Origin of the sequence: Prosthecomicrobium pneumaticum (assembly GCF_014199915.1) — a bacterium.
GTDB lineage: Bacteria > Pseudomonadota > Alphaproteobacteria > Rhizobiales > Kaistiaceae > Prosthecomicrobium > Prosthecomicrobium pneumaticum.
Genome location: NZ_JACHOO010000005.1, coordinates 380040 through 394850, shown reverse-complemented (window position 1 = coordinate 394850; position 14811 = coordinate 380040). Strand labels below are relative to the sequence as shown.

Sequence of the window (14811 nt, the reverse complement as noted above, 5' to 3'; positions counted from 1 at the left end):
TATACAAGAGCCGCCGCCGCGCAAGGCCATTCTCAACGCAATGCATACAACACACGGCCCAAACCGAAGGCACGGGCACACAACGGGCAACACCCCCCGCCCCCGCCCCGACACCCGCCCCGCCGATACCCGCCCCGCCGCACGGGAAGCCGCGCCCGCCCAGAGCACCGGGAAGCCGAAGCCGGGCCGCCGCCCCGACACGCGCCCGGTCCCGCCCATCGGCGCGGCCCGCACGCGAAGCTCTTGCCAGCGGACCACGGCGCACCGCTATGATGCAGCGCGGGCGGCAGGCGGCGCCCGGCGCGTCCCGGGCGGGTCGCATGCGGACGAAGGGGCACGAAGAACGCGATGGCGGCGAATGACGGGCGGCTCGACGAGGCGGCGCGGGCCGGCTGGCTCTATTACGTCGCCGGCAACACGCAGGACCAGATCGCCGCCAAGCTCGGCGTGTCGCGCCAGTCGGCGCAGCGCCTCGTCTCGCTCGCCGTCTCCGAAGGCCTCGTCAAGGTCCGCATCGACCATCCGATCGCCGCCTGCCTCGATCTCGGCCGCCGCCTCGTCGAGCGGTTCGGCCTCGCGCTGTGCGAGGTGGTGCCGACCGATCCCGGCTCGACCTCGACGACGCTCGGCGTCGCGCAGGCCGCGGCCGTCGAGATCGAGAAGCGGCTGCGCCGGCCGGAGCCCGCGATCATGGCGCTCGGCACCGGCCGCACGCTGAAGGCCGTCGTCGAATCCCTGCCGCGCATCGACTGCCCGCAGCACCGCGTGGTGTCGCTCACCGGCAACATCGCGCCGGACGGCTCGGCCGCCTATTACAACGTCGTCTTCACCCTCGCCGACCATGTCACGGCGCGCTCCTTCCCGATGCCGCTGCCGGTGATCGCCACCTCGCCCGAGGAGCGGGCGATGCTGCACGCCCAGGCGATGATCCGCCCGACCCTCGAGCTCGCGGCGCGCGCCGACATCACCTTCGTCGGCATCGGCGATCTCGGTCCCGAGGCCCCGCTTTTTCTCGACGGCTTCATCCGGCGCGACGAGCTCGCCGCGCTGCAGGCGGCCGGCGCGGTCGGCGAGATCGTCGGCTGGGCCTTCGACCGTGACGGCGCACTGATCGAGGGGCTCACCAATCCCCGCGTCGCGAGCGCGCCGATTCCCTCACGCGCCCGCTCGCTCGTCGTCGCCCTCGCCAAGGGCGAGCGCAAGCTCCCCGGCATCCGGGCGGCGATCCGCGGCGGCCTCGTCAATGGCCTCGTCACCGACGAAGCGACCGCGCGGACCTTGCTCTCCTGAAGCGCCCCGGGCGCAACGGCCGCCGGCGAGCCGTCGGCGCGACCGGCCAGACCATGGATTGCCGCGCGATTCCAACGTCTCGATGCCCCGCGACAGGCCTTGCTTGTGCGCCGCAGCGACGATTCCGGATTGACGGCGGCGCGCGCTGGTATGAGTAATTGCTCACGGGCGAAGCATTTGCTCATGGCTCGCCCATTGACGACACCGGGAGGATTTCATGTCGATCAAGGCACTTCTCGCAGGGGCCTGCTCGCTTTTCGCGCTTTCCGTCGCCGGCGCTTCCGCCGAGACGCTCACCATCGCCACCGTCAACAATGGCGACATGATCCGCATGCAGGGCCTGACGGAGGACTTCACCAAGGCCAATCCGGACATCACGCTGCAGTGGGTGACGCTCGAGGAGAACGTGCTGCGCCAGCGCGTGACGACCGACATCGCCACCAAGGGCGGCCAGTTCGACGTGCTGACGATCGGCACCTATGAAGTGCCGATCTGGGCGAAGCAGGGCTGGCTGGTCGCGCTCGACCATCTCGGCGCCGATTACGATGTCGACGACCTGCTGCCGGCGATCCGCTCCGGCATCTCGCAGGACGGCAAGCTCTACGCCGCGCCCTTCTATGGCGAGAGCTCGATGATCATGTATCGCAAGGACCTGTTCGAGAAGGCCGGCATCACCATGCCGGAGAGCCCGACCTGGGACTTCGTCGCCGACGCGGCGAGGAAGCTCACCGACAAGGCGAGCGAGACCTACGGCATCTGCCTGCGCGGCAAGGCCGGCTGGGGCGAGAACATGGCCTTCCTCACCGCCATGTCGAACTCCTTCGGCGCGCGCTGGTTCGACGAGAGCTGGAAGGCGCAGTTCGACCAGCCGGCCTGGAAGGCGACGCTCGACTTCTACGTCGATCTGATGAAGGACGCCGGACCTCCGGGCGCCTCCTCGAACGGCTTCAACGAGAACCTCGCCCTCTTCAACGCCGGCAAGTGCGGCATGTGGATCGACGCCACGGTCGCCGCCTCCTTCGTCACCAATCCGAAGGAATCGACGGTGGCCGACAAGGTCGGCTTCGCGCTCGCGCCGAACACCGGCAAGGGCAAGAACGCCAACTGGCTGTGGGCCTGGAACCTCGCCATCCCGGCCGGCTCGCAGAAGGTCGAGGCGGCCGAGAAGTTCATCTCCTGGGCGACCTCGAAGCACTATACCGAGCTCGTCGCATCGAAGGAGGGCTGGGCCAACGTGCCGCCGGGCACCCGCACCTCGCTCTACAACAATCCGGAATACCAGAAGGCGGCCCCCTTCGCGGCGCTCACCCTCGCCTCGATCAACTCGGCCGACCCGACCCATCCGACGGTCGACCCGGTTCCCTATGTCGGCGTGCAGTTCGTCGCCATCCCCGAATTCCAGGGCATCGGCACCACGGTCGGCCAGTATTTCTCGGCCGCTCTCGCCGGCCAGAGCACGGTCGACGAGGCTCTCGCGCAGGCGCAGCAGTACACGACCGACGAGATGACCGCGGCCGGCTACATCAAGTAGAGGCCCACCTCGCCCTCTCCCGCCCCGGCGGGAGAGGGTCTTTGCACCGGCGACGGCTGGAAGTCCCCTCGCCCGCTTGCGGGAGAGGGTTAGGGTGAGGGTCTTCCCTTTCCCGCCCGGTTAGAAGAGCCCTCACCCTTCGCATCCAAGCTCGCTTCGCTCGCTAAGAAGCGAAGCCCTCTCCCGCGAGCGGGCGAGGGGAGAACCCGCGGGCCGAGGAGGATCCCCATGGCGACCAAGAAGTCGACGCGCATCGGCCGCATCGCGGTGGCGCCGTCGGTCATCCTGCTCTTTCTCTGGATGATCGTGCCGCTCGGCATGACGCTCTATTTCTCGACCCAGCGCTACAACCTGCTCAATCCGGATCGCAGCGGCTTCGTCGGCTGGCTCAACTACCGCGCCTTTCTCACCAATCCGGGCTTCACGACGGCGCTCGTCAACACGCTGATCCTCGTCGGCGCGGTGCTCCTCATCACCGTCGTCCTCGGCATCCTGATCGCCGTTCTGCTCGACCAGCCGATCAAGGGCCGCGGCTTCGTCCGGCTGATGGTGATCGCGCCCTTCTTCATCATGCCGACGGTCTCCGCGCTCGTCTGGAAGAACCTTCTGATGCATCCGGTCTCGGGCTTCTTCGCCTGGATCATGCGTTCGCTCGGCCTCACCCCGGTCGACTGGTTCACCCACCATCCGCTGCTGTCGATCATCCTGATCGTCGCCTGGCAGTGGCTTCCGTTTGCGACGCTGATCCTCTTCACCGCGCTGCAATCGCTCGATCTCGAGCAGAAGGAAGCCGCGGAAATGGATGGCGCCGGGCCGTTCTCCTATTTCTTCGAGATGGTCCTGCCGCATCTCGCCCGGCCGATCACCGTCGTCATCATGATGGAGACGATCTTCCTGCTCTCGGTCTTCGCCGAGATCCTCGTCACCACGCAGGGCGGACCCGGCCAGCAGACCACCAACATCGCCTTCCTCGTCTATGCCCAGGCGCTGCTCAACTACAATGTCGGCGGCGCCTCGGCGGGCGGCATCGTGGCGGTCGTGCTCGCCAACATCGTCGCCTTCTTCCTCGTCCGCCTCGTCGGCAAGAATCTGGAGGCCTGACCCATGGCACGCCGGACCTCGCCCGCCCGTGTCGCCGTCTTCACCGCCCTCGGCTGGGCCGTCGGCTTCGTCGTCTTCTTCCCGATCCTGTGGATGGTGCTGACGAGCTTCAAGACGGAGCTGGAGGCGTTCAGGACGCCGCCCTCCTTCCTGTTCTTCGACTGGACGCTCGAGAACTATGCGATCGTCCAGGCGCGCAGCGACTATCTGCGCTATGCGATGAACTCGATCGTGCTCGCCGGCGGCTCGACGCTCGCCGCGCTCGTCTTCGCCATTCCCGCCGCCTGGGCGATGGCGTTCTCGCCGACCGAGCGGACCCGCGGCACGCTGTTGTGGATGCTCTCCACCAAGATGATGCCGCCGGTCGGCGTGCTCGTGCCGATGTATCTCCTCTTCCGCGACTTCTCGCTCCTCGACACGCATGTCGGGCTGATCGCGGTGCTCGCGCTCGGCAACCTGCCGATCGTGATCTGGATGCTCTACACCTATTTCAAGGAAATCCCGCGGGACATCCTCGAAGCCTCGCGCATGGACGGCGCGTCGAGCTGGAAGGAGATCGTCTTCGTGCTGACGCCGATGGCGGTGCCGGGCATCGCCTCGACGATCCTCCTCAACGTCATCCTCGCCTGGAACGAGGCGTTCTGGACGCTCAACCTGTCGACCATCAAGGCGGCGCCGCTGACCGCCTTCATCGCCTCCTATTCGAGCCCCGAGGGCCTCTTCTGGGCCAAGCTCTCGGCCGCGTCGACGCTCGCCATCGCGCCGATCCTGGTGCTCGGCTGGTTCTCGCAGCGGCAGCTCGTCCGCGGCCTCACCTTCGGCGCCGTCAAGTGATCGGAGAACGACCATGGGCAGCATAAGGCTCGAAAACGTCTCGAAGTCCTTCGGCGAGACGGCGGTGATCCCCTCGATCGATCTCGACATCGAGGACGGCGAGTTCGTCGTCTTCGTCGGCCCCTCGGGCTGCGGGAAGTCGACCCTGCTGCGCCTCGTCGCCGGGCTCGAGGATACGACCGGCGGCCGGATCCTGATCGACGGCAAGGACATGACCGACACGCCGCCCTCGAAGCGCGGCCTCGCCATGGTGTTCCAGTCCTATGCGCTCTACCCGCACATGTCGGTCTACCGGAACATCGCCTTCCCGCTCCGCATGGCCGGCGTCGACAAGGCCGAGATCGACCGCAAGGTGCGCGAGGCGGCGCGCGTCCTCAATCTGACCGACTATCTCGACCGCCGGCCCGGCCAGCTCTCGGGCGGCCAGCGCCAGCGCGTGGCGATCGGCCGGGCGATCGTGCGGGCACCGACCGCCTTCCTGTTCGACGAGCCGCTCTCCAATCTCGATGCGGCGCTGCGCGTCGGCATGCGGCTCGAGATCAGCGAGCTGCACCAGTCGCTCGGCACGACGATGATCTATGTCACGCACGACCAGGTCGAGGCGATGACCATGGCCGACAAGATCGTCGTGCTGAACAAGGGCCGGATCGAACAGGTCGGGTCGCCGCTCACCCTCTACCGCAACCCGAAGAACCTCTTCGTCGCCGGCTTCATCGGCTCGCCGAAGATGAACTTCGTCACCGGCGAAGAGGCGGCGAAGCGCGGCGCCGCAACGATCGGCATTCGCGCCGAGCACATCGCGCTCGCCCCCGAGGCCGGCCCCTGGCACGGCACGATCGGCGTCGTCGAGCATCTCGGCTCCGACACCTTCTTCCACGTCACGGTCGACGGGGTCGGTCCGCTCACGGTACGGGCCGGTGGCGAGGCGGCCTATGGCCATGGCGCGCGGGTCTTCCTGCGCCCCGACGAGAGCAAGATCCATCGCTTCGACGCTGCCGGCCAGGCGCTCTGAGGCCGGCGGACAGAAGCAGAGACCCGAAACGGAACGATCACGATGACCATCAGGCTCTCGGCCGCAGCGCTCGACCGGATCGCCCGCACCGCCGCCGTGCCGGCCTATGACCGCGCGGCGATGCGCGCCGGCATCCTGCATTTCGGCGTCGGCAATTTCCACCGGGCGCATCAGGCCGTCTATCTCGACGATCTGTTCGCGACCGGGCGCGACCTCGATTTCGGCATTGTCGGCACCGGCGTGATGCCGGGCGACGCGGCGATGATCGACACGCTCGCCGCGCAGGACTTCCTCACCACCGTGGTCGAGCAGGAGGCGGACCGGTCGGTCGCCCGCGTCACCGGTCCGATGATCGGCGCGATCGCGCCCGGCGACCGCGCGGCGATCGTCGCGCGCCTCGCCGATCCGGCGATCCGCATCGTCTCGATGACGATCACCGAGGGCGGCTACTACATCGACCCGGCGACCGGCCTCTTCAATGCCGGCCATCCCGACATCGTCGCGGACAGCCTGTCGCCGGCCGGGCCGCGCACCGTGTTCGGCCTGATCGCCGCCGGGCTGCGGCGCCGGCGCGAGGCGGGCATCGCGCCCTTCACCGTGATGTCCTGCGACAACATCCCCCATAACGGCGTCGTCGCGCGGAACGCCGTCGCCGGCCTCGCGGCGCTGACCGATCCGGGCCTCGCCGCCTGGATCCGCGACACCGTCGCCTTCCCGAACGGCATGGTCGACCGCATCACCCCGGCGACCGGCGCGCGGGAGCGGCAGATGCTCGCCGAGGATTTCGGCATCGAGGATGGCTGGCCGGTGTTCTGCGAGGGATTCCGGCAATGGGTGCTCGAGGATCATTTCCCGGCCGGCCGGCCGGCGCTCGAGACGGTCGGCGTACAATTCGTGCCGGACGTGTCCCCCTATGAGCTGATGAAGATCCGCATTCTCAATGGCGGCCACGCGACGATCGCCTATCCCGCCGGCCTCCTCGACATCCATTTCGTGCACGAGGCGATGGCGCATCCGCTCGTCGCGGGCTTCCTCGACCGGCTCGAGCGCGAGGAGATCATTCCGGTCGTGCCACCCGTGCCCGACACCGACCTCGCCGCCTATTTCGACCTGACGAAGCGGCGCTTCGCCAATCCCAAGATCGGCGACACGATCCGCCGGCTCTGCCTCGACGGCTCGAACCGGCAGCCGAAATTCATCATCCCGACCATCGCCGACCGGCTCGCCCGCGGCCAGGCCGTCGACGGTCTCGCGCTCGAATCGGCGCTCTGGTGCCGCTATTGCTTCGGCACCACCGAGAGCGGTGCGGCGATCGCCCCGAACGACCCGAACTGGGACCGGCTGACCGAAACCGCGCGGCGCGCCAAGGACGATCCCGCGCAGTGGCTCGCCATGGACGACATCTATGGCGAGGTCGGCCGCGCCGCGCCGTTCCGCCTCGCCTTCGCGGCCGCGCTGCGGGCGCTGTGGTCCGAGGGCGTCGCTGCGACGCTGTCGCGCTATGGCGCCGGCGGCACGGCCGGGCCGTAAGGGCGCCGTGAGGCGCTGATGACCCCACCGGGCGAGGCGCCGACGAACGGTCTCGTCATCTTCGACTGCGACGGCGTGCTGGTCGACAGCGAGCCGATCGCGATCGCGGTGCTGCGCGAGACGATCGCGGAGGCGGGCGGCTCGATCGGCGAGGCGGAGGCCTATCGCCGCTTCCTCGGCCGCAGCATGGCGGCGATCGCGGCCGATCTCGCGGCCGAGGGCGTCGTGCTGTCCGAGACGGCGCTCGCGACCATGCGGGGCAGGCTCTATCGCCGCTTCGAGGCGGCGCTCGCGCCGGTCGAAGGCATCGCCGAGGCGCTCGACCGGCTCCGCCGGCCGTTCTGTGTCGCCTCCTCGAGCCAGCCGGAGCGCATCCGCCTCACGCTTCGCGTCACCGGGCTTCTGGAAAGGTTCGAGCCACACATATACAGTTCGACCATGGTGGATCACGGCAAGCCGGCCCCCGATCTCTTCCTCCTCGCCGCGCGCAGCCGCGGCGCGGCGCCGTCCGCCTGCACCGTGATCGAGGACAGCCCCGCCGGCATCGAGGCGGCGAAGCGCGCCGGCATGCGCGTGTTCTGCTTTCTCGGCGGCAGCCATGCCGGCCCCGCCGGGCTCGCAGACCTCGTCGCGGCCGCCCGTCCCGACCGCGTCTTCGACGACATGCGCCTCCTGCCCGATCTGATCGACGGCGGCGGCCCCGCCGCGAAGACCGGCTGATGGGCGATCTCGTCTGCGCGGTCGACGCCGGCACCGGCAGTGTCCGCGCCGGCCTCTACGATCGCAAGGGCGCCTTGCGGGCGCGCGCCACGCGGCCGATCGGCATGAGCCGGCCGGTGCCGGGCTGGGCCGAGCAGGATTCGGAGGCGATCTGGCGGGCGGCGGCGGTCGCGGTCCGCACCGCGCTCGCCGAGGCGGCGGCGAGCGCCGACGATGTCGCCGCGCTCGGCTTCGACGCGACCTGTTCCCTCGTGCTGCGCGCCGCGGACGGCACGCCGCTCGATCTCGGCGGGGCGGGCGAGGGCGGCCGGTTCGACACCATCGCCTGGCTCGATCACCGCGCCGCCGCCGAGGCCGCGCTCTGCGACGCCACCGGCCATGCCGTGCTCGCTTATTCCGGCGGCCGGATCTCGCCGGAGATGCAGATCCCGAAGCTCGTCTGGCTGAAGCGGCAGCGGCCCGATCTCTGGCGCCGGCTCGGCCTCGCTTTCGATCTCGCCGATTTCCTCACCTGGCGGGCGACCGGCGCGGCCGCCCGGTCGCAGTCGACGCTCGCCTGCAAATGGACCTATCTGCCGCAGCGCGGCGGCTGGCAGAGGGATTTCCTCGACGGCGTCGGGCTCGGCGACCTCATGGACCGCGCCGGCCTGCCGGAGCGGGCGACCCCGGTCGGCGGCGTCGTCGGCACGCTCTCGCCCGCTGCGGCGGGCGAGCTCGGCCTCGCCGCCGGCATCCCGGTGGCGAGCGGGTTGATCGACGCCTATGCCGGCGCGCTCGGCACGATCGGCGGCCATGACGCGGCCGAGCGGCACGAGCACTTCGCGCTGATCGCCGGTACGTCGAGCTGCGTGATGGGCTTCTCCGCCGATCCGCGGCCGGCGACCGCCGTCTGGGGCCCCTATCTCGGCGCGGCGCTGCCCGATCTGTGGATCGCCGAGGCCGGCCAGTCGGCGAGCGGGGCGCTGCTCGACCATCTCGTCCGCGCGCACGGGACGACGCCCGATGGGGCGACGCATGGCGCGATCGCCACCCGGATCGAGGCGCTGCGCGCCGAGGCGGGCGGCGATCTCGCCGCCGAACTGCACGTGCTGCCCGATTTCCACGGCAACCGCACGCCCTTCGCCGATCCGCGGCCGCGCGGCGTGCTGAGCGGGCTGGCGCTCGATTCTTCCTTCGACGGGCTGTGCCGGCTCTATTGGCGCACCGCGGTGGCGATCGCGCTCGGCCTGCGCCAGGTCGTCGAACATCTCGAGGCGCAGGGCTACAGCCCCCGCCATCTGCACGCCGCGGGCGGCCATGCGCGCAGCCCGCTGCTGATGCAGCTCTATGCCGATGCGCTCGGCCGGCCGGTGACCCGCAGCGGCGGCGAGGACGCGGTGCTGCTCGGCACGGCGTCGACCGCGGCCGCCGCGGCCGGCTGGCACGACAGCGTCGCCGCGGCCTGCGCCGCCATGCGGCAGGACGGCCGCAGCTTCCTGCCCGATCCGCGGGCGGCGCGGGCGCATGCGCGCGACTACCGGATCCTGCGGCGGATGCAGGCCCATCGCCTCGAGATCGAGGCGATGGCGGCCGATGCGATCGTCCCGCCACCGCTTCCGGAGCGAACCGCCCCCTGATCCGGCGTCGGGCGCTCTTCGTCAGTAGCCCTGGCGGCGGCGGAACTCGGCGGCGGTGGCGGCGGCCTGGCTCTGCGCGACGAGGACATAGCCGCGCGCCGACATGCAGCTCTCGGCCGCCCGCAGCGCCGCATTGTCGGCCGGCGGCGCGACGCAGGCCGCGCGGTCGGCGGCGAACTGGTCGAGCAGCGCCGGATTGGCGCGGCCGCTCTGCCCGTCGGTGCGGACCCAGGTGAGGCCCTCCTCCGGCGCGATCGACGCCATCCGGACGGGACGGGAGGATTCGAGAGAGGTGCAGCCGGAGAGGCCGATCACGGCGAGCGCCGCGAGAAGTCGGTAATTCATCTGAAAGGCCTGGTTCTCGTCTTCTTCTTGACGCGGTGGGTGGGTCGAACGCGATTCCTGCCCGTACTCGACCCTAGCACGGGCGGGGCCTGCGGCAAAACGCGGCTGCCGCCGTCACGGTTCCGCCCTGCGGGCGTCTGCGCCGCATTGCCGTCGGCGCCGCACTCTTCTAAATCGTCGCCATGGCCGTCGCCACCCTCGCCAATCCGACCCGCTTCTCCGCCCTCGCCGGGCGGCTGCTGCCGTTCGTCCTCGCGGCCGCGCTGATCACGCTCGCGGTGGGCCTCTATCTGTCCCTGTTCGTCGCGCCGGCCGATTATCAGCAGGGCGAGACGGTCCGCATCATGTTCATCCACGTGCCGGCCGCCTGGCTGTCGATGTTCGGTTACGGCCTGATGGCGGTCGCCGCGCTCGGCACGCTCGTCTGGCGGCATCCGCTCGCCGATGTCGCGGCGAAGGCGACCGCGCCGATCGGGGCGGCCTTCACCTTCATCGCGCTCGCCACCGGCTCGCTGTGGGGCAAGCCGATGTGGGGCACGTGGTGGCAATGGGACGCGCGGCTCACCTCGGTTCTCGTGCTCTTTCTCATGTATCTCGGCCTGATCGCGCTGTGGCGCGCGGTCGAGGACCCCGCCCGGGCGGCCCGCGCCGCCGCGGTGCTGATCCTCGTCGGCTCGGTCAACCTGCCGATCATCAAGTTCTCGGTCGACTGGTGGTGGACGCTGCACCAGCCGGCGAGCGTCTTCCGCATGGGCGGCCCCACCATCCATCCGAGCCTGCTGGTGCCGCTCCTCGTCATGGCGGGCGGCGCGACGCTGCTCTTCCTCGCCCTCGTGCTGATCGGCATGCGGAACGAGCTGATGCGCCGGCGCATCCGGGCGCTCGGGCTGCGCGCCGCGGCGGCGCGGTAGGGAGGCGGCGATGGATCTCGGACCCCATGCCGGCTTCATCATCGGCGCCTATCTCGTCACCGCGGCGGTCGTCGCCGGGCTGGTCGCCTGGCTGCTCGTCGACCGCGCCCGGCTGTCGGCGCAGCTGAAGCGGCTCGAAAAGGCGCAGAAGCGATGAGCGGGGCCGCGCAGCGGCCGCCGCGCTCGCTCGGCCGCGTCCTCCTCGTCGTCCTGCCGCTCCTCGTCTTCGCCGCGCTCGCCGTGCTCTTCCTCGTCCGGCTCGAACAGGGCGGCGATCCCTCGGCGATCCCCTCCGCGCTGATCGGCCGGCCGGCGCCGGCGACCGAACTGCCGCCGGTCGAGGGAACCGGCCGGCCCGGCCTTTCGGCGGCCGATCTGCGCGGCACGGTGACCCTCGTCAATGTCTGGGCGTCCTGGTGCGCGCCCTGCCGGATCGAGCACCCGATGCTGATGCGGCTCGCGGCGGATTCCCGCATCCGCCTCGTCGGGATCAACCAGAAGGACCAGCCCGAAAACGCCGCCGCCTTCCTCGCCGATCTCGGCAACCCGTTCGCGGCGATCGGCGCCGACCGGAACGGCCGCGCCTCGATCGACTGGGGCGTCTATGGCGTGCCGGAGACCTTCCTCCTCGGCCGCGACGGCACCATCCGCTACAAGCAGATCGGGCCGATCAGCGAGGACAATCTCCCCGGCCTCACCGCGGCGATCGAGGCGGCGCTCGCGCCCTAATCGGCCTCGCGCCGGATCGGCCGCGTCATCAGCGCGTCGACCGCGGCGTCGATGCCGATCTCCCCTTCGAGGATCGCCGCCACCGCCTCGGTGATCGGCATGGCGACGCCGAGCCGGCGGGCGAGATCGCGCGCCACCGGCGCGGTCGCCGCCCCCTCGGCGAGCGCCGTTCCCGCCGTGCCGCCGCGCCCCAGCGCCTCGCCATAGGCGAAATTGCGCGACTGGCCGGACGAGCAGGTGAGCACCAGATCGCCGAGGCCGGAGAGGCCCATCAGCGTCTCCGGCCGGGCGCCCAGCCGCTCGCCGAGCCGGCGCAGCTCCGCGAAGCCGCGCGCGGTGAGCGCGGCAGCGGCGCTCGCGCCGAGCCGGCGCCCGGCGACGATGCCGGCGGCGATGGCGAGCACGTTCTTGAGCGCCCCGCCGATCTCGACGCCGACGAGATCGGTCTCGCCATAGGGCCGGAAGGTCGGCGAGGAGAGCGCCTGCGCGAGCGCGAGGGCGAGCGTCTCGTCGGCTGCGGCGATCGTCACCGCGGTCGGCAGGCCGCGGGCGACATCGATCGCGAAGCTCGGGCCCGAGAGGACGGCGGGCACCGCGTCCGGCAAGGCCTCGGCGAGCACTTCGGTGAGCCGCTTGGCGCTGCCGCGCTCGAGACCCTTGGCGCAGAGTACGACCGGCGTGCCGGGCGCGACGACGTCCGAAAGCCCGGCCGCCGCGCTCCGCACCGCCTGCGCCGGCACGACGAGGAGCACGAGATCGGCGCCGCGCGCCGCCTCCGGGTTCGCGGCGAGCGCGAGATCGGCCGGCAGCGCGATGCCCGGCAGATGGCGGCCGCTCGTCCGCGCCTGCGCCATGGCGGCGATCGTCGCGGCGTCGCGGCCGATCAGCACCGTCTCGCGGCCCGCCCGCAGCGCGGCGAGGGCGAGCGCCGTGCCCCAGGCGCCGGCGCCGACCACCGCGACGGACCGCCACGGGTTCGTCGCGCCGCGTCCCGTCGCGCCGTCATCCTTCATGCCGCGACGCCCCCGTGTCTTGGCGCCCTCGTGTTTGGCGCCCTTGTCTCTTGGCGCCCTCGTGCCTTGGCGTCACGCTTTGGCCCCCTTGCGTCCGGCGCCATAGGCGGGCTCGGACAGGGCGTCGAGCGGCCAGCGCGGCCGGGCCGGCGCGTCGAGCCCGTCCGCGAGCCCCTGCGACAGCCGCTCGATGCCGGCCCAGGCGATCATCGCGCCATTGTCGGTGCAGAGATTTCCCGGCGGCGCGACGAGACGGAAGCCGCGCTTCTGCGCCTCTTCGGCGAGGCCCGTCCGGATCGCCCGGTTCGCCGCGACGCCGCCGGCGAGCACCAGCGCCGGCGCGTCGACCCCCGGAAACTCCGCCGCGAAGCCCGCCATGGCGCGGCCGACCCGGTCGCGCACCACATCGGTCACAGCCGCCTGGAAACCGGCACAGAGATCGGCGACATCCGCCTCCGACAAGGGCGCCGCGGCCTCCGCCTCGACGCGGAGGGCGGTCTTCAGGCCGGAAAAGGAGAAATCGCAGCCCGGCCGGCCGAGCATCGGCCGCGGCAGGGCGAAGCGCGCCGGATCGCCCGAGGCCGCCGCCCGCTCGACCGCCGGCCCGCCGGGATAGGCGAGCGAGAGCAGCTTCGCCGTCTTGTCGAAGGCCTCGCCGAGCGCGTCGTCGATCGTCGTGCCGAGCCGGCGATAGTCGCCGACGCCGGCGACGAGCAGGATCTGGCTGTGGCCGCCGGAAACGAGGAGCAGGAGATAGGGAAAGGCGAGTCCGTCGGTGAGACGCGCGGTGAGCGCATGGCCCTCCAGATGATTGACGGCGACGAGCGGCTTGCCGGCCGCGAAGGCGATCGCCTTGGCGGTCGAGAGCCCGACGATCAGCCCGCCGATCAGGCCGGGACCGGCGGTGCCGGCGACCGCGTCGAGATCGCCGAAGCCGACATCCGCTTCCGCCATCGCCGCAGCGACGATGCCGTCGAGCGCGGCCACGTGGGCGCGCGCCGCGATCTCCGGCACCACGCCGCCGAAGGCCGCGTGCTCGGCGATCTGGCTGAGCACGACGTTCGACAGGATCGTGCCGCGGCCGTCCGGCTCCCGCCGGACGACGGCCGCCGCGGTCTCGTCGCAGCTCGTCTCGATGCCGAGGACGATCATCGGGGCCTTTCGACGCGTTCGGAATGGTTGCGGCGGGCTGCGCCAGGGTCCAAAAGGGCGGAAACGCCCGTCACCTAGCACCGGGACCCGAGGCCGTGCAATCGACCGCTCCGTTCCTCCGTATCGGCACGCGCGGCAGCCCGCTCGCGCTCGCCCAGGCGCACACGGTGCGCGGCCGGCTCGCCGCCGCGCACGGGGTCGTCGAAGAGACGATCGAGATCGTCGTCATCCGCACTTCGGGCGACCGCATCCAGGACCGGCCGCTTTCGGAGGTCGGCGGCAAGGGCCTGTTCACCAAGGAGATCGAGGAGGCGCTGCTCGATCGCCGCATCGACCTCGCCGTGCATTCCTCGAAGGACATGCCGACCGTGCTGCCGGACGGGCTCGCGCTCTCCGCCTTCCTGCCGCGCGAGGACGTGCGCGACGCTTTCCTGTCGGTCCGTTACGCCTCCTTCGACGCGCTGCCGGAAGGCGCCGTGCTCGGCACCTCGTCGCTGCGTCGCAAGGCGATGGCGCTGCGGCTGCGGCCGGACCTCGAGGTGGTGGAGTTCCGCGGCAATGTCGAGACGCGGCTGAAGAAGCTCGCCGACGGCGTCGCCGACGGCACGCTGCTCGCGATGGCTGGCCTCAACCGGCTCGGCCTGACGGCTCATGTCCGCGAGCCGCTCGACACCGGCCGCTTCCTCCCCGCCGCCGGCCAGGGTGCCGTCGTCATCGAGACGCGGGCCGACGACGCGCGTTCGCTCGGCCTCGTCGGGGCGATCGACGACGCCGAGACGACGCTCTGCCTGCTCGCCGAGCGGGCCTTTCTCGGCCGGCTCGACGGCTCCTGCCGCACGCCGATCGGCGGTCTGGCACTGCGCGACGGCGAGCGGCTCACCTTCCGCGGCACCGTGCTGTCGCCCGACGGCCGGGCGTCTTGCGAGACCGTGCAGGACGGCCCGATCAGCGAGCCGACGGCGCTCGGCCTTGCCGCCGCCGAGGCCCTCCTCGCCGCCGGCGCGGCGACGCTGATGCCCGGCTGAGC

The 14811-nt window shown here is 71.2% G+C and carries 15 protein-coding genes; 12 read left to right on the top strand and 3 right to left on the bottom strand.

Annotated elements, in window-relative coordinates; translation table 11 throughout:
- Positions 1 to 348: 348 nt before the first annotated feature.
- The 8 genes from GGQ63_RS14105 (at position 349) to GGQ63_RS14070 (ending at position 9634) form a co-directional block, all read left to right on the top strand.
- Entirely contained in the window at positions 349 to 1290 is a 942-nt protein-coding gene (locus GGQ63_RS14105; protein WP_183856923.1) for a sugar-binding transcriptional regulator, read from the top strand.
- A gap of 217 nt (positions 1291 to 1507) precedes the next feature.
- Positions 1508 to 2821 carry an ABC transporter substrate-binding protein gene (locus tag GGQ63_RS14100; protein ID WP_183856921.1) on the top strand — a complete coding sequence of 438 codons (1314 nt, stop codon included), beginning with the start codon at positions 1508 to 1510 and terminating at the stop codon, positions 2819 to 2821.
- A 228-nt stretch (positions 2822 to 3049) separates the two neighbouring features.
- Complete coding sequence (locus tag GGQ63_RS14095; protein WP_183856919.1) at positions 3050 to 3922, top strand: carbohydrate ABC transporter permease; 873 nt, start codon at positions 3050 to 3052, stop codon at positions 3920 to 3922.
- Positions 3923 to 3925: 3 nt separating this feature from the next.
- Positions 3926 to 4756, top strand: coding sequence for a carbohydrate ABC transporter permease (locus GGQ63_RS14090; protein ID WP_183856917.1), 831 nt, complete (start codon positions 3926 to 3928; stop codon positions 4754 to 4756).
- A gap of 13 nt (positions 4757 to 4769) precedes the next feature.
- Positions 4770 to 5768, top strand: a complete 999-nt coding sequence (locus tag GGQ63_RS14085) for an ABC transporter ATP-binding protein (RefSeq protein WP_183856915.1) — start codon at positions 4770 to 4772, stop codon at positions 5766 to 5768.
- Positions 5769 to 5810: 42 nt separating this feature from the next.
- On the top strand, positions 5811 to 7298 hold the full coding sequence (locus GGQ63_RS14080) for a mannitol dehydrogenase family protein (RefSeq protein WP_183856913.1): 1488 nt from the start codon (positions 5811 to 5813) through the stop codon (positions 7296 to 7298).
- 18 nt (positions 7299 to 7316) lie between these two features.
- Positions 7317 to 8018, top strand: coding sequence for an HAD family hydrolase (locus GGQ63_RS14075; protein ID WP_183856911.1), 702 nt, complete (start codon positions 7317 to 7319; stop codon positions 8016 to 8018).
- The gene (locus tag GGQ63_RS14070) at positions 8018 to 9634 is read left to right on the top strand and encodes an FGGY family pentulose kinase (RefSeq protein ID WP_183856909.1); all 1617 of its coding nucleotides are present in this window, start codon (positions 8018 to 8020) and stop codon (positions 9632 to 9634) included. Before GGQ63_RS14075 ends, GGQ63_RS14070 begins: the two co-directional genes overlap by 1 nt.
- A 21-nt stretch (positions 9635 to 9655) precedes the next feature.
- Here GGQ63_RS14070 and GGQ63_RS14065 read toward each other — a convergent pair whose 3' ends face one another.
- Positions 9656 to 9979, bottom strand: coding sequence for a hypothetical protein (locus GGQ63_RS14065; protein WP_183856907.1), 324 nt, complete (start codon positions 9977 to 9979; stop codon positions 9656 to 9658).
- 182 nt (positions 9980 to 10161) lie between these two features.
- On the opposite strand from GGQ63_RS14065, the gene GGQ63_RS14060 reads away from it, so the two are divergent.
- Genes GGQ63_RS14060 through GGQ63_RS14050 form a run of 3 tightly spaced genes read left to right on the top strand, consistent with a single transcriptional unit; the run spans position 10162 to position 11619 of the window.
- Positions 10162 to 10890 carry a heme ABC transporter permease gene (locus tag GGQ63_RS14060; protein ID WP_183856905.1) on the top strand — a complete coding sequence of 243 codons (729 nt, stop codon included), beginning with the start codon at positions 10162 to 10164 and terminating at the stop codon, positions 10888 to 10890.
- 10 nt (positions 10891 to 10900) lie between these two features.
- Positions 10901 to 11047 carry a heme exporter protein CcmD gene (gene ccmD, locus GGQ63_RS14055; RefSeq protein ID WP_183856903.1) on the top strand — a complete coding sequence of 49 codons (147 nt, stop codon included), beginning with the start codon at positions 10901 to 10903 and terminating at the stop codon, positions 11045 to 11047.
- On the top strand, positions 11044 to 11619 hold the full coding sequence (locus GGQ63_RS14050) for a DsbE family thiol:disulfide interchange protein (RefSeq protein ID WP_183856901.1): 576 nt from the start codon (positions 11044 to 11046) through the stop codon (positions 11617 to 11619). Before ccmD ends, GGQ63_RS14050 begins: the two co-directional genes overlap by 4 nt.
- Here GGQ63_RS14050 and GGQ63_RS14045 read toward each other — a convergent pair.
- Positions 11616 to 12632 (bottom strand): NAD(P)H-dependent glycerol-3-phosphate dehydrogenase, encoded by a 1017-nt coding sequence (locus GGQ63_RS14045; protein ID WP_183856899.1) that lies wholly within the window; start codon positions 12630 to 12632, stop codon positions 11616 to 11618. The genes GGQ63_RS14050 and GGQ63_RS14045 overlap by 4 nt on opposite strands.
- A 72-nt stretch (positions 12633 to 12704) precedes the next feature.
- The gene (gene tsaD / locus GGQ63_RS14040; RefSeq protein WP_183856897.1) at positions 12705 to 13784 is read right to left on the bottom strand and encodes a tRNA (adenosine(37)-N6)-threonylcarbamoyltransferase complex transferase subunit TsaD; all 1080 of its coding nucleotides are present in this window, start codon (positions 13782 to 13784) and stop codon (positions 12705 to 12707) included.
- Positions 13785 to 13879: 95 nt separating this feature from the next.
- Between tsaD and hemC the strand changes: the two genes are divergently transcribed.
- Positions 13880 to 14809, top strand: coding sequence for a hydroxymethylbilane synthase (gene hemC / locus GGQ63_RS14035; protein WP_343061145.1), 930 nt, complete (start codon positions 13880 to 13882; stop codon positions 14807 to 14809).
- Positions 14810 to 14811: the final 2 nt, after the last annotated feature.